General features: G+C 30.2%; 12 protein-coding genes. All 12 read right to left on the bottom strand.

The genetic code is table 11. The features are described from left to right. Positions 1–63: 63 nt before the first annotated feature. The 12 genes from lonB to pyrF all read right to left on the bottom strand — a co-directional run bounded on the left by lonB (position 64) and on the right by pyrF (position 14,748). Positions 64–1,752: an ATP-dependent protease LonB gene (lonB, locus tag BUB83_RS13705; RefSeq protein WP_073339034.1), complete on the bottom strand. Its 1,689-nt coding sequence runs from the start codon at positions 1,750–1,752 to the stop codon at positions 64–66. 111 nt (positions 1,753–1,863) lie between these two features. Continuing rightward, complete coding sequence (gene clpX, locus BUB83_RS13700) at positions 1,864–3,156, bottom strand: ATP-dependent Clp protease ATP-binding subunit ClpX (protein WP_073339033.1); 1,293 nt, start codon at positions 3,154–3,156, stop codon at positions 1,864–1,866. Positions 3,157–3,177: 21 nt separating this feature from the next. Further along, on the bottom strand, positions 3,178–3,762 hold the full coding sequence (gene clpP / locus BUB83_RS13695; protein ID WP_073339032.1) for an ATP-dependent Clp endopeptidase proteolytic subunit ClpP: 585 nt from the start codon (positions 3,760–3,762) through the stop codon (positions 3,178–3,180). A gap of 193 nt (positions 3,763–3,955) precedes the next feature. After that, positions 3,956–5,248, bottom strand: coding sequence for a trigger factor (gene tig, locus BUB83_RS13690; RefSeq protein ID WP_073339031.1), 1,293 nt, complete (start codon positions 5,246–5,248; stop codon positions 3,956–3,958). 141 nt (positions 5,249–5,389) lie between these two features. Then, on the bottom strand, positions 5,390–6,175 hold the full coding sequence (locus tag BUB83_RS13685; RefSeq protein WP_073339074.1) for a sugar phosphate isomerase/epimerase family protein: 786 nt from the start codon (positions 6,173–6,175) through the stop codon (positions 5,390–5,392). Between the two features lie 46 nt (positions 6,176–6,221). After that, entirely contained in the window at positions 6,222–7,046 is an 825-nt protein-coding gene (locus BUB83_RS13680; RefSeq protein ID WP_073339030.1) for a hypothetical protein, read from the bottom strand. Between the two features lie 215 nt (positions 7,047–7,261). After that, positions 7,262–10,447 carry a carbamoyl-phosphate synthase (glutamine-hydrolyzing) large subunit gene (gene carB, locus BUB83_RS13675; protein WP_073339029.1) on the bottom strand — a complete coding sequence of 1,062 codons (3,186 nt, stop codon included), beginning with the start codon at positions 10,445–10,447 and terminating at the stop codon, positions 7,262–7,264. Positions 10,448–10,466: 19 nt separating this feature from the next. Then, a complete protein-coding gene (gene carA / locus BUB83_RS13670; RefSeq protein WP_073339028.1) occupies positions 10,467–11,528 on the bottom strand; it encodes a glutamine-hydrolyzing carbamoyl-phosphate synthase small subunit in 1,062 nt (353 codons plus the stop codon). Between the two features lie 138 nt (positions 11,529–11,666). Then, positions 11,667–12,236, bottom strand: coding sequence for an orotate phosphoribosyltransferase (gene pyrE, locus BUB83_RS13665; protein WP_073339027.1), 570 nt, complete (start codon positions 12,234–12,236; stop codon positions 11,667–11,669). 19 nt (positions 12,237–12,255) lie between these two features. Next, entirely contained in the window at positions 12,256–13,152 is an 897-nt protein-coding gene (locus BUB83_RS13660) for a dihydroorotate dehydrogenase (RefSeq protein WP_073339026.1), read from the bottom strand. Then, entirely contained in the window at positions 13,145–13,876 is a 732-nt protein-coding gene (locus BUB83_RS13655) for a dihydroorotate dehydrogenase electron transfer subunit (RefSeq protein ID WP_073339025.1), read from the bottom strand. The genes BUB83_RS13660 and BUB83_RS13655 overlap by 8 nt, the downstream gene beginning before the upstream one ends. Beyond that, positions 13,876–14,748: an orotidine-5'-phosphate decarboxylase gene (gene pyrF, locus BUB83_RS13650; RefSeq protein WP_073339024.1), complete on the bottom strand. Its 873-nt coding sequence runs from the start codon at positions 14,746–14,748 to the stop codon at positions 13,876–13,878. Before pyrF ends, BUB83_RS13655 begins: the two co-directional genes overlap by 1 nt. Between the last annotated feature and the right edge of the window lie 15 nt (positions 14,749–14,763).

Below are 14,763 nucleotides of genomic sequence, written 5' to 3'. Positions count from 1 at the left end.
TTTTTCAATAAAATTAAACATTTGAAGTAAGAAACTTAAGGATTTCAAGTAAAAACCATACTTTTACCTACTTTTAGCCGTCAAAACTTCAGTATTTGAACTAGTACTAATTGATTTACTGTAATTCTCCTTAGATATTGCTTTATCTATTAAGGCTAAAGATATAACTTCTTCTATTTTTTTAACAGGAACTATAGTTATATCCTCTAATTTTTGAAATTTACTATCCCAATTGCCAAAAGGAATTATAACAATTCTAACTCCTGCTTCTTTTGCTGCTTGAATTTTTTCATTTACTCCTCCAATAGGTTTTACATTTCCATGTAATGAAATCTCACCTGTCATTGCTATATCATTTTTTACTGGTTGTTTCATTATTGAGCTATAAATTGCTGTGGCAATTGTAATTCCAGCAGATGGCCCGTCAATTGGTACTCCTCCTGAAAAATTCACATGAATATTATATTCACTAGTAGAAATGTTAAATATATTTTCCATAATAGTTAAAACATTCTCCACCGAAGCCTTAGCTGTACTCTTTCCCATAAAGGATTTATTACTATTTTTTACTCGTTCACTTTCTACAATTCCTGTAATAGTTAGTTTTCCTTTGCCTTTTAATACTTTTTTTGAAGAAGCTTCTACTTCAAGCATAGTACCTATGTCTCCCCCATACACTGCTAAACCATTAACTAATCCTATTTCAGGTTTACTTGAAATTTTACTATCCATTCTAATTGAATAGTGTCCATTTTCAATTACCCATTTAAAATCTTCCACTTTAATCATTTTTCTTTCTTCACTCAAAGCTAATCCTGCAGCTAATTGAATTAAATTTACAGTATCTCTCCCATTAGTACAATACTGAGAAATTAATTCTAAGGCATCTTCTTTAACTGAATACCCTATTTTATTAATTGTGTTTTTCCCTATTATTTTTACTTCCATCTTATTTAAACTTCTAAAAAAAACTTCTATGCATCTAGACCTTATGGCAGGACATATTTCATTAGGGCTTTTAGTTGTAGCACCTATCAATCTAAAGTCTGCTGGAAGTCCATATTCAAAAATGTCTTTTACATATTGTGGTGTATTTGGATCATCTGAATTATAGTAAGCACTTTCAAAAAAAACCTTTCTATCTTCCATTACTTTTAATAATTTATTCGTTTCAATAGGATGTAATTCTCCTATTTCATCTATAAATAATATACCTCCATGAGCTTTTGTTACCGCACCTGGCTTTGGTTGTGGTACTCCTGCTACTCCTAAATGTCCCGCTCCTTGATATATAGGGTCATGTATAGAACCAATTAATGGATCTGCTATATTTCTCTCGTCAAATCTCACCGTTGTAGCATCAATTTCAATGAATTTAGATTTTTCATTAAAAGGAGATATTTCAAGTTTTTTAACATGCTCCAACACTAATCTTGCTGCTGCTGTTTTTCCTACACCTGGCGGTCCATAAATTATTACATGTTGTGGGTTTGGTCCACACAATGCAGCTTTTAGTGCTTTTATTCCATTTTCTTGTCCTACAACCTCGTCAAATTTACTAGGTCTACTTTTTTCAGTTAAAGGTTCAGTTAATGATATTTTTCTTAATTCCTCTAATTTTTTAGATTTCTTATTATTATCTGTAGTTCCAACAATTTTATGACTTTTTTGTTCTTTTAATGCATTATAAAAATATAAAGCAATTATAGAAGTAAAGACAAAATTTAAAAAGGTAAATATAGAGTTAGTCAAATTATCAGCTCCTTGTATTTTTAATTATCTCACTTCTTATTATTTACCTTTATTGTTTAAATATTCTATAATTGTTTTAGATTTTAAAAAAAACTGCTGAAATTCAGCAGTTTAAGCAGTTTCTATATCTCTTTTTTTAATTTTTCTTTTTTTCTCTGTAATTTGAGGCCTTGTTTCTTCATCTGTATATACCAGCTCTGGGCTATTTGAAGATATTGCATCTTCATTAACGATAACCTTAACAATTTTTTCATTTGTAGGAATATCGTACATGATATCTCTCATAAAATCCTCGATAATCGATCTTAATCCTCTTGCTCCAGTTTTTCTCTCAATGGCTTTAGCCGCTATCATTTTTAAAGCTTCCTCTGTAAAATCTAATTCTACATTATCCATTAATAGAAGCTTTTTATATTGTTTTACCAAAGAATTCTTTGGCTCAAGTAAGATTTTAACTAAAGCTTCAGTATCAAGAGAATTTAAAGTAACAACAATTGGTAACCTTCCAACAAATTCAGGAATAAGACCAAATCTCAAAAGATCTTCTGGCAAGATATTCTTCAATAGCTCTCCAACATCTTTATTTTCTTTAGATTCTATATCAGCACCAAATCCAAGTGTGCTTTTTCTAGTTCTTTTTTCTATTATTTTCTCAACACCATCAAAAGCTCCACCACAAATAAATAAAATATTAGCAGTATTTATTTGTATAAATTCTTGATGTGGATGTTTTCTACCACCTTGAGGTGGAACTGATGCAACTGTACCTTCAAGAATTTTTAGTAAAGCTTGTTGTACTCCTTCACCAGAAACATCCCTTGTAATAGAAGTATTCTCAGTTTTTCTAGCTATTTTATCTATTTCATCAATATAGATTATCCCTTTTTCTGCTTTTTCTACATCATAATCTGCATTCTGAATAAGTTTTAGTAGAATATTTTCAACATCTTCTCCTACATAACCAGCTTCTGTTAATGTAGTAGCATCAGCTATTGCAAAAGGAACATTTAATAATTTAGCTAAAGTTTGAGCCATTAATGTTTTACCTGATCCAGTAGGTCCTAATAATAATATATTACTCTTTTGAAGTTCTACTTCTTCTAAACCAACACTAGCATTAATTCTTTTATAGTGGTTATATACCGCTACTGCTAATGCTTTCTTAGATACATCTTGCCCTATAACATACTGATCAAGATAAGCTCTTATCTCTGCAGGTTTTGGTAATGCGCTTGTATCCAACACTATATTTTCATCAAATTCTTCTGTTATTATTTCTGAACATAATTCTATACATTCATCACATATATAAACGCCTGGTCCTGCGATTAGTCTTCTTACTTGATCTTGACTTTTTCCACAAAAAGAGCACTTAAGTATCTTTTTGTCATCATGTTTTGCCATCTTTACACCTCTCTAGGAAATTTATTTCTTTCTCTCAACAACATCATCAATTAAACCATATTCTTTTGCTTCGAAAGCTTCCATGAAATAGTCTCTTTCAACATCTTTCTTTATTTGTTCTAATGGTTTACCTGTGTTTTTGCTTAAGATTTCATTTAATTTATCTTTAGTTCTTAAAATTCTTTTAGCATGAATATCTATATCTGTTGCTTGGCCTTTGAAACCACCTAAGGGCTGATGAATCATAATTTCACTATTTGGTAAAGCAAATCTTTTCCCCTTTGCTCCAGCTGATAATAGAAATGCTCCCATAGAAGCTGCCATTCCTATACAAATTGTAGATACATCTGGCTTAATATATTGCATAGTATCATATATAGCCATTCCTGAGGTTATAGAGCCACCTGGGCTATTAATATAAAGGTATATATCTTTATCTGGATCTTCTGCTTCTAAAAATAATAATTGTGCAACTATTAATCCAGCTGTAACATCATTTACTTCTTCACCTAAGAAAATAATTCTATCTTTAAGCAATCTAGAATATATATCGTATGATCTTTCTCCTCTATTTGTTTGTTCAACAACTACTGGTACTAAACTCATTTTTTTTCTCCTCCCTTAATATTATATTTTATCTCTATTTATAATTATACTATACCACTACTTTTTTAAATTATCACCTAAATTTATAATTTAATTCACTTAACTCATATTTATTTCAATAACGGAGCTAATTTAAAATAATTGCCAGATTTTTTTCTGGCAATTATTTATATATTTTTATTTGATTTTTAATTTAAGCTATCTCTTTAGCATTAGAGATTATTAATTCTATAACTTTTTCATTCACTACTTGCATACTCATCATGTGTTTTTGAGCACCCATTAATTGTTCTGCTAATGCTGCAGAATCGCCATCTGTATATCTTTTAGCCATTTCTTCTGCTTTAGCTTTAATTTCTTCATCTGTAGCTTCTATATTTTCTGCTTTTATAATAGCTTCTAATACTAGCTCAGTTTTTACTTTTCTTTCAGCATTTTCTTTCATTAATTCTCTAAGTTTTTCTTCACTAGAATTAGTGTATTGTAGGTATGTCTTTAAATCTAATCCTTGGTAAGATAATCTTGTTTCGAAATCTTTAACCATACCATCTATTTCACCTTTTACCATAACTTCTGGAATATCTACTTCTGAGTTATCAGTAACTAAATCAAGTGCTGCTGCTTCATACTCAACTTTTTCTTTTTCTGAATTTTCTTTTTCTTTCTTAGTTCTTAAGTCAGATTTAAATTCTTCAAAAGTATCAAATTCTGAAACATCTTGAGCAAACTCATCATCTAAAGATGGTAATTCTTTAGTTTTGATTCCTTTAACTGATACTTTAAATAAAGCTGGCTTACCATTTAACTCTTCACTACCATAGTTTTCTGGGAATGTTACATTTACTTCTTTTTCTTCCCCAACTTTAGCTCCTATAAGTTGCTCTTCAAAGTTATCAATGAATGAGCCTGAACCTATTTCAAGTGAAAAATCATTTCCTTCTCCACCAGCAAAAGCTTCTCCATCAACAAATCCTTTGAAGTCAATAACAGCTGTATCTCCATTTTCTACTTCTTTTTCATTGTTGTCAATTACTCTAGCATTCTTGTTTTGAATTGCTTTAATTTCATTTTCTATAAGTTCATCAGTTACTGGGTAAGATACTTTTTTAACTTCTATTCCTTTGTATTCTCCCAATTTAACTTCTGGTTTTACAACTACTTCTGCAGTATATATAAGATCTTTTCCTTCTCCAATTTGTACAATGTCGATTTTAGGATAATCAACTGGGCTTATGCTGTTTTCTTCAATAGCTTTTGGATATGTATCATCACAGCAAAAATTAATAGCATCTTCATAAAGAAAAGATTCACCATAATATCTTTTTACCATAGCCATTGGAACTTTACCTTTTCTAAATCCTGGAATATTAAAATTCTTAAGATTTTTCTTGTATGCCTTTTGCATTGCTGCATTAAAAGCCTCTTTTTCTACAGTTATCTCTAATTTAACAATATTACCTTCTAATTGCTCTACTTTAGTATTCATCTAGTATTCCTCCAACTCCACGAACTTTCTATTTTAGACTTTTAACATTATAACATAGATAAAAGTATAATAATAGTGACAAATGAATATTTTTGCCACATTCCTATTATAAACTAAACTGAATTTTTTACAATAAGCTTTTTAATAAAATAAGCTATTTAAATGATTTTTACTTTCTGCAAGCTCTGAAAACTCTTTATAATTATCTCCATAAACTTCGATTATACCTATACCTTTATAATCAATTTCCTTTAATTGGTTAATTATGCTTATATAATCCACCTTCCCCTTTCCTGGTAATAAACATACATTTTCATCATCATAATCATTTATATGAAAATTGCAAATTTTATTTCCCATAATTTTTATATATTCCTCTACTTTTGTACCCGCTTTATTAGCTTGCTTAATATCTAATGTAAAGTTTAATGGATATTTAACCTTTTCTTTTAATTCTTCCAAAAAACTTAATTTAGATGACATACACCATGATACATTCTCTTGTGAAAATTTTATACCACATTCATTAGCTATATAAGCCAATTCATTATAAATCTCAAAAATTGATTTCTTTGAAATACTTCCACTATCCATTAATCTCATACCATGAAAAGTATAAGAATCTGCCCCCACATAATTACCTAAAACACATAATTTCTTGAATATTTCCATCATATCTTTGCTTCTTCTTTTATATTCACTAAAAATTAATGGTTCAAAGAAAGATGAGAACCCATGAATAGAATTTATTTTGAAATCATATTTTTGTTTGTTTTCATTCAAAATTTTACCAAAGTCTAAACCAAATTCACTTGGAGTGTTAATAAATAATTCTCCTATATCAAAGCCTAGTCTCTTCATTAGTTGAATAGAATCTTCTACTTCTACTTTAGGATAAAAACATGCGGAAGATAATCCTATTTCCATATTCATTTTTCATCACTCCCTATTTATAGGTATCTCAGTTTAACTATTAATTTAAAATTTTCATATTTCCATCTATATAAGTTTCAAGTCCTGTTTCCGTAAGATTTCCAAACTCAATTTGTTTTCCTTTATAATTTTTATTTATATAGTTTTTTTTAGATATAGAGTATTCCCACAAATATAAATCCCCATCACTTTTAAACCATGGTAATTGTGTAACATAAGCTAATTTATCATCATTAATAAATTTAGGTGAAGTTACCCATGTATAATTAGGATTACTTTCAATTATAGCCTCTTTGGTATAAACTTTTCCTCCAGAGGATTTGTATGATTCATCAGTAATATCAGTTACACTACCATCGATTTGAAGTAAAACAATACTTTGTGTTTTGACATCTAAAATTACAGCTTTATCTTTTGATGGGTTGATTGTATATTGGTTATTATCCCTCTGTATATTATTAAAAGTTTTTATTTCATTATTTATATCTAATGTTGCTATTACCTTATCTCCACTGGGTAAATTAAACTCAAGCATTTCTGTTAGCTCTGTTGCATTTTCCTTTTCATCAATAGAAGTATCTTGATCTATATTTTTAGTTTCATCTTCAGTTTCATCTTTAGTTTCATCTTCAGAAACTACATCATCAGTTATTGCTGCATCATCTTCAACTAATTTTATGTTATCGCCAGTACTATTTTGTTTAATTAATCCCGAAATAGTATTAGAGAATTTTTCATTTCCGAAAAAAATTGCAACTCCCAATATTAATACTATGAGAATTAAAGTTAGTATTGTTTTTCTTCTTTTTTTTCTTTCTCTCATTTTTTTATCGTAGTTATTACTAAATATACTAGGTTTAGCCATAGAATCCTCCCACTTAACATTTTATTAATGAAACTCATTATAAAACTAATCATCTATTTTATAAATATTATTCTTTCATATATATGAATAAAATAATCTTAGTTGTGAAATTTAAATACACTAATCTTATTATACAAAAAAATCCTTGAAAATTCAAAATTTCAAGGACTTTTTTAATAAAAATTTATTTTTTTTGTTGATTAAGACATAATACCTTAGAAATAGCTGTTTAATGCATAAAAATCTATTGTATTTTCTTCCTTCAAGAAATTTATGGTTCTTAGATATAGATTAGCTGTATCTATACATGTGAAAACTGGAATTCTATTTTCTGAAGCTTTTCTTCTAATCATAAAACCATCAGTTCCTACTATATTTCCTTTTGTAGGAGTATTTAAAATAAGGCTAATTTGTTTATCTGCAATATTATTAAATAATTCTTCTTTATCTAGAATTTCACATGGAATTTTTTCTTCTTTTAATTTTTCAGCTGTTCCTTTAGATGCAAATATATTAAAGCCTTGTTCATGAAACTCTCTTATAGTATGAGTAGCTTCTTCTTTATCTACATCTTTAATAGCTACATATAGTGAACCTTCTAAATTAAACTTCATTCCTGATGCTAAAAAACCTTTATAAATAGCCGCATCTAAATCTTTATCTATTCCCAGGACTTCTCCAGTTGATTTCATTTCTGGCCCTAAGTAAGTATCTACATTTGACAATTTTTCATTGGAGAATACAGGGAATTTAGCCGCATATAATTTACTATCCTTCAATAACCCTATACCATATCCCAGCTCTTCTAAACTCTTGCCAAGCATTATATCTACGGCAATTTTCACCATAGGCACAGCTGTAACTTTACTTAGTATTGGAACTGTTCTAGATGCTCTCGGATTTACCTCTATTACATAAATTTCCTCTCCATCATATACATATTGAATATTCATCAAACCCATAATATTTAAGGCTTTACCAATCTTCTCAGTAATCTCCACTAATTTTTCAAGCACTTCTTCCGGTAAAGTCATAGTCGGATATACGGTTATACTATCTCCTGAATGTACTCCTGTTCTCTCAACATGTTCCATTATTCCTGGTATTAATATATCCTTACCATCACATAAGCAATCTACTTCTATTTCAGTACCTTGTACGTATTTATCTATAAGAATAGGTTGATCCGTAGATGCATCTACTGCTTCACTTATATATCTTTTTAATGAAACATCATCATATACTACTTCCATGCCTCTTCCACCAATAACATATGAAGGTCTAACTAATACAGGATATCCTAATTTTTCTACAACTTTAAATGCTCCTTCAATGGAAGTTACAGCCTCACCAGAAGGTGATTTAACATTAATACTTTCTAATAGATCTCTAAACTTCTCTCTATTTTCTGCTAAATCTATTGCCTCATACCCCGTTCCTAGAATATTAACCCCTCTAGCATGTAATTTTTCTGCTAAATTAATTGAGGTTTGCCCTCCAAATTGAAGAACAACGCCTTTAGGTTTTTCCTTATATACTACATTCATTACATCATCAATATTTAAAGATTCAAAATATAATTTGTCAGCAGTATCGAAATCAGTACTTACAGTTTCCGGATTGTTATTCATCATAATAGACTCATATCCCGCTTCTTTAATTGCCCAAGCTCCATGAACGCAACTATAATCAAATTCAATTCCTTGACCTATTCTAATAGGCCCTGAACCTATAACCATTATTTTCTCTTTATCAGAAATCACATTTTCTTCTTCCTCATCATAACAAGAGTAGTAATATGGTGTTTCTGCTTCAAATTCACCACTACAGGTATCAACAATTTTATATACAGGATAAATATTTTTAAGTCTTCTAAAAATTTCTATTTTATCCTCACTGATATTAGAAAGGGAACTAATTTGTTCATTAGTTAAACCTAAACTACAAGCTTCAGCTATAAGTTCATCATCAACAAACTTGCTTTTTAGTCTTTTCTCAACACTAACAATGTTGTTTATACCATTTAAAAACCACATATCTATTTTTGTTATTTTATGAATCTGCTCTAAAGTAATGTCTCTTCTTATTGCCTCGGCTATAGCAAATATTCTCTCATCATCTTGTTTTTTTATTTTTGCAATTAATTCTTCTTCATTTAAATCGCTAAGCTTATCTAACTTTAATCCAATCAAATTACCTTCCAAGCAAGTTATAGCTTTCAAAAGTGCACTTTCAAAGTTTCTGTCAATAGCCATAACTTCTCCTGTAGCCTTCATTTGAGTGCCTAGCTTTCTCTCAGCAGTAGTAAATTTATCGAAAGGCCACTTAGGCATTTTTACTACTATATAATCCAAGGTTGGCTCAAAACAAGCACTTGAATTCTTGGTAACATAATTTTTTAATTCATCCAAACTATACCCTATAGCTATTTTAGCTGCTATTTTAGAAATAGGATATCCTGCTGCTTTTGATGCAAGAGCTGATGAACGGCTAACCCTTGGATTAACTTCAATAACTATATATTCACTTGAGTATGGATTTAAAGCAAACTGAATGTTACATCCACCCTCTATTTTTAAACTTCTAATAATTTTAAGTGCAGAATTTCTTAGCATATGATACTCTGTATCTCTTAAAGTTTGAGAAGGAACTACAACTATACTATCCCCAGTATGAACTCCTACAGGATCAATATTCTCCATGTTACATACTATAATACAATTATCTTTTGCATCTCTCATAACTTCATATTCAAGTTCTTTCCAGCCTGCTACACTTCTCTCTAATAAAATTTGATTAATTGGACTCATCATCAATCCCATTTCACAAATTTCTTCATATTCTTCTAGCGTTTCAGCAATTCCTCCACCTGTTCCACCTAATGTATAGGCTGGTCTAATAATAATAGGCAATCCTGTTTCATTTACAAACTCTCTACATTGCTCAATGTTGGTAGCAATAGTACTCTGCGGTATAGGCTCATCTATCTCTATCATCAATTTTTTGAATTCATCTCTATCTTCAGCTTTAATAATAGCTTCACTATTGATACCTAATAACTTCACATTATGCTTTTCTAAAATTCCTAGCTTACCCATTTCCATAGCAAGGTTTAATGCTGTCTGTCCTCCAAAACCAGCCAATATTCCATCTGGTTTTTCTTTTTCAATTATTCTTTCTAAACAAGGAACTGTTAATGGCTCTATATAAACTTTATCTGCAATCTGAAAATCTGTCATTATAGTTGCTGGATTTGAATTTACCAATATAGTTTCTATACCTTCTTCTCTTATTGCCTTACAAGCCTGTGTGCCTGAATAATCAAATTCCGCTGCCTGCCCTATAATTATTGGTCCAGATCCAAGTATAATAACTTTTTTTAAGGTTTTATCTAATGGCATATCTTCACTCCCCTTCTTTTTATCTCATGCTCTCAATAAATTTGTCAAACAAATAAGTTGTATCAATAGGTCCCGGTGCACCTTCTGGATGGAATTGAACTGAAAACACTGGTAATTCAGTGTGTTTTATACCTTCTATAGTATTATCATTTAAATTTATATGAGTTATTTTAATGTCTTTTCCCTTTAAACTATCTTCACATACTGCATATCCATGATTTTGAGATGTTATAAATGCTTTATCTCTATCTAAATCTAAAATACCATGATTTCCACCTCTATGACCAAACTTCATTTTATAAGTATCTCCACCCAAAGTTAAAGCCATCAATTGATGTCCCAAACAAATCCCAAATGTAGGATATACTTCTATTACTTTTTTTATTTCTTTTGTAACTTCAATAATATCTTTTGGGTCTCCTGGTCCATTAGTTAACATAACCCCATCTGGTTTTATAGCTTGAATTTCCTCAAATTTTGTATCATATGGGAAAATGGTTATATCACATTCTCTTAATTTTAAATTTTCAATTATATTGTTTTTAGCTCCAAAATCCATCACCGCAACTTTTAAGCCTTCACCTTTAATTCTAAGAGGCTCTTTAACACTAACCTCTTTAACTAATTCTTTACTTATTTCATGAGCATCTATAATTTGAGCAAGTTCAATAATTGACTTTGATTCAGTTGATATTACACATCTCATTGTCCCTGCTGTTCTTATTTTTCTTGTAATTTTTCTTGTATCCACATTTGCAATACCCACTATATTATTTTCCTCAAGAAAATTATGTAAAGATTTCTCGCTCTTATAATTAGATGGATTTTTACAAATAGATTTCACAATAAACCCTCTTGCATGGATGCTTTTAGATTCATTTTCTTCTATATTAACACCATAGTTACCTATCAGTGGATAAGTCATATTAACTATTTGCCCTGCATAAGATGGATCTGTTAAGATTTCTTGGTACCCTGTCATAGATGTATTAAATACAATTTCTCCAACAGTAGTTCCCTCACTCCCAAAACCTTCACCTTCAAATAATGTCCCGTCTTCTAGATATAAAACAGCTTTCATTTAGTAACCTCCTCATTTGGGGATTCATTGAACAATAAATATTTTTTATATTTATACATTAATTTTTATATTTATACATAGATTATCATTTATTTTTTCTTTTGTCAATAAATCAATTTTCATTATAAAGCAGAGCAATTACTTAATAGCTCTGCTTCCTGGCTTAACATATTCAATCCCTTCTTTACATAAAGGACAATTATCTTTTTCATAACTTTCTACATCTATTGCTATAGCACTGTATATTGGTAAATCTATAGAGCTACTTTTTCTATCTACTAAACAGCATATTCCTACAACCTCTCCCCCTAAAGCTTCAAGAACTTCAACGGTTTCCAAAGAAGATTTTCCTGTAGTTACTACATCCTCACTAATAATAATTTTTTGACCCTTTTTGATTTCAAAACCTCTTCTAAGAGCCATCTTTCCATCTACTCTTTCTGTGAAAATAGCTGGTTTTCCTACTTGTCTTCCTACTTCATAAGCAACTACTATTCCACCCATAGCAGGCCCTACTACCAAATCAAAATCTACATCCTTAAGTTTATCTTTAATAACAGAAACTACTTTTTCTGCTTTATCTGGGTATTGAAGTAATTTAGCGCATTGACAATATCTATTACTGTGTCTTCCAGATGATAACAAGAAATGTCCTTCTAATAAAGCCTCTACATCTTTTAATATTTCATATACATTAACATTTTCCATTATTATTACCCCCAATTTTTTATATGATCCCTTTTATTTCTGATAAGTTCTTTATTCCTTCTTCTATCATAAATTTTTCTATTCCTTCAACTATTTCTAAAGCTATAAAAGGATTTGTGAAATTTGCTGTTCCTACTTGAATTGCTGTAGCTCCGGCCATTATAAATTCTATAGCATCTTCTGACGTAGAAATCCCCCCTATACCTACTACAGGCACATTAACATTCTTACATACCTGATATACCATTCTTAATGCTATTGGTTTTATTGCTGGGCCTGATAGCCCCGCTGTTAAGTTGTTAAATATAGGCTTTCTTGTTTTTATATCTATTGCCATAGCATTAAAAGTATTTACCAAAGATAAAGAGTCTGCTCCTGCTTCACAACATTTTACAGCCATATCTATTATATCTTCTGCATTAGGTGACAATTTGACCATCAAAGGTTTTCTACAAATCTTTCTCACCTCTGACACTGCTTCGTAGGCTACCTTGGATTTTATTCCAAATGCCATACCTCCATGTTTTACATTAGGACAAGATATATTTAATTCAATAATATCCACATCAGTATTATTCAATAAATCTATTCCGTTTAAATAATCCTCTAATGACCCTCCACCTAAATTTGCAATTATTGTTGTTCCTAGTTTTTTCATTGTAATAAGTTCATTACTTATAAAATGCTGTACCCCTGGATTTTGAAGTCCAACACTATTCATCATTCCGCTTTTAGTTTCAAATACTCTAATGCCGTCATTTCCCTGTTTTTTGTTAATAGTCAATCCTTTAGTAGAAATACCTCCTAGTTTTGATACTGGATAAAGTTCATTGTACTCTTCTCCAAAACCGAAAGTTCCCGATGCAGCTATTACTGGATTTTTTAATTTAACTCCACATAAATCAACTTTAGTCATTAAAAATCAGATCCTTTCCATCAAATACTGGGCCATCTTTACAAGTTCTTTTATTTCCCTCAGTAGTTTTACAAGTACAAACAAGACAAGCACCTATTCCACAAGCCATTCTTTTTTCCATTGACACAAAAACCTTTGTTGAAACTTTATTACACATGTCTACAACCTTTTTCATCATTATTTCAGGTCCACAACATAAAACAAGGTCATATTCTTCTGGTTTTAAGTATTCTGTGATAAAACCTTTTTTTCCTTTTTCTCCTGTTTCTGTGGATAAAATTATTTTATTAACATATTTTTCCACAGTTTCCACAGAATAGTCCACATTTTTAAATCCTGCATAAAAATCTACTTTTTCTGCTTTTAATTCTTTTGCAAGATAAACCATAGGTGCTACACCAATTCCGCCACCTACTATAGCTATTTTCCCTTTAGCCTCTTTATTAAATGTATTTCCTAAGGGGCCCATTATCTGAACTCTTTCCCCTACATTTACTTCACTCATTAATTTTGTTCCCTTACCTTTTAATTGGTATAAAAAACTTATTCCTTCTTCGTCTATATCAAAAATACTTATTGGCCTAGGCAAAATCAATTCATTATCCCAAGACTTAATCATATAAAATTGACCAGGAGCCCCTTGAAATTCCCCTTTAATTTTCATTAAATAAATATCTTCTGAAATTAGTTTATTTTCTATTACTTTTTCTGATGAACAAATCATTAAATTCTCTCCTTTGAGCATTTTCTGATGGCATCTCTCATTTCAATGGCTTCGTTTCTTGCATGCAATGCAAAATTTTCTTCCCCATTTTCAACTTTTTTGTAAGCAAGCAATATTCCTCTTGAAGAATTTACAACCCCACCATTTCCGTCTTTAAGGTAAATGGCTGCTTCCTTCGCACCCCCACCTTGTGCACCATATCCTGGAATTAAGAAGAAAGTATTCTTTAATTCTTTTCTAATCCTTATTCCATCTTCTGCTTCTGTACATCCTATTACTCCACCAATAGCACTATATCCGCATTCACCCATAGCATCTTTTCCAAGACTTTCAATCTTTTCTCCTACTATATCATGAACAAATTTTCCTTCTTTATTTTGTATAGTTTCAAAATCTGAAGCCCCTTTATTGGAAGTTCTAACTAATACAAACAGTCCTTTTTCATTATTTTTAAGATATGGCATAAACGGTTCTATACTATCCATGCCCATATAAGGGTTTATTGTCATAAAGTCGCTTTCAAATTCCCCTGTAAAATGAGCTTTTGCATACATCTCAGCTGTTTTTGCAATATCTCCTCTTTTTACATCTGCAATAATAATATTATTTTTTTCTCTTAAATACTCTAACGTTCTTTTGTATGCTAGTAATCCTTGAATTCCATAAGATTCATAATATGCTATTTGAACTTTAAAACATGATGCTACGTCTTCAGTAGCGTCTATTATTTCTTTATTAAAATTAAACAACTTATCTTCTATTGAATTAAATTTATCTGAAAATTGTTTTGGTATATAATCTAAATCTGTATCAAGTCCTACGCATACATGTCCTTTTTCTTCTACAGCTTTATATAATTTATCTATAATCATTTTTTTATCCCCCTC

The sequence above is a fragment of the Clostridium grantii DSM 8605 genome (genome assembly GCF_900129965.1).
GTDB classification, from domain to species: domain Bacteria; phylum Bacillota; class Clostridia; order Clostridiales; family Clostridiaceae; genus Clostridium_AF; species Clostridium_AF grantii.
The sequence above is the reverse complement of the archived record's forward strand: the minus strand, read 5'-3'. Positions and strand labels throughout refer to the sequence as shown.

Excerpts from the sequence above, each read along its gene's own strand:
- clpX (WP_073339033.1), bottom strand. The coding sequence starts at position 3,156 with ATGGCAAAACATGATGACAAAAAGATACTTAAGTGCTCTTTTTGTGGA.
- clpP (WP_073339032.1), bottom strand. The coding sequence starts at position 3,762 with ATGAGTTTAGTACCAGTAGTTGTTGAACAAACAAATAGAGGAGAAAGA.
- tig (WP_073339031.1), bottom strand. The coding sequence starts at position 5,248 with ATGAATACTAAAGTAGAGCAATTAGAAGGTAATATTGTTAAATTAGAG.
- BUB83_RS13685 (WP_073339074.1), bottom strand. The coding sequence starts at position 6,175 with ATGGAAATAGGATTATCTTCCGCATGTTTTTATCCTAAAGTAGAAGTA.
- BUB83_RS13680 (WP_073339030.1), bottom strand. The coding sequence starts at position 7,046 with ATGGCTAAACCTAGTATATTTAGTAATAACTACGATAAAAAAATGAGA.
- carB (WP_073339029.1), bottom strand. The coding sequence starts at position 10,447 with ATGCCATTAGATAAAACCTTAAAAAAAGTTATTATACTTGGATCTGGA.
- carA (WP_073339028.1), bottom strand. The coding sequence starts at position 11,528 with ATGAAAGCTGTTTTATATCTAGAAGACGGGACATTATTTGAAGGTGAA.
- pyrE (WP_073339027.1), bottom strand. The coding sequence starts at position 12,236 with ATGGAAAATGTTAATGTATATGAAATATTAAAAGATGTAGAGGCTTTA.
- BUB83_RS13660 (WP_073339026.1), bottom strand. The coding sequence starts at position 13,152 with ATGACTAAAGTTGATTTATGTGGAGTTAAATTAAAAAATCCAGTAATA.
- BUB83_RS13655 (WP_073339025.1), bottom strand. The coding sequence starts at position 13,876 with ATGATTTGTTCATCAGAAAAAGTAATAGAAAATAAACTAATTTCAGAA.
- pyrF (WP_073339024.1), bottom strand. The coding sequence starts at position 14,748 with ATGATTATAGATAAATTATATAAAGCTGTAGAAGAAAAAGGACATGTA.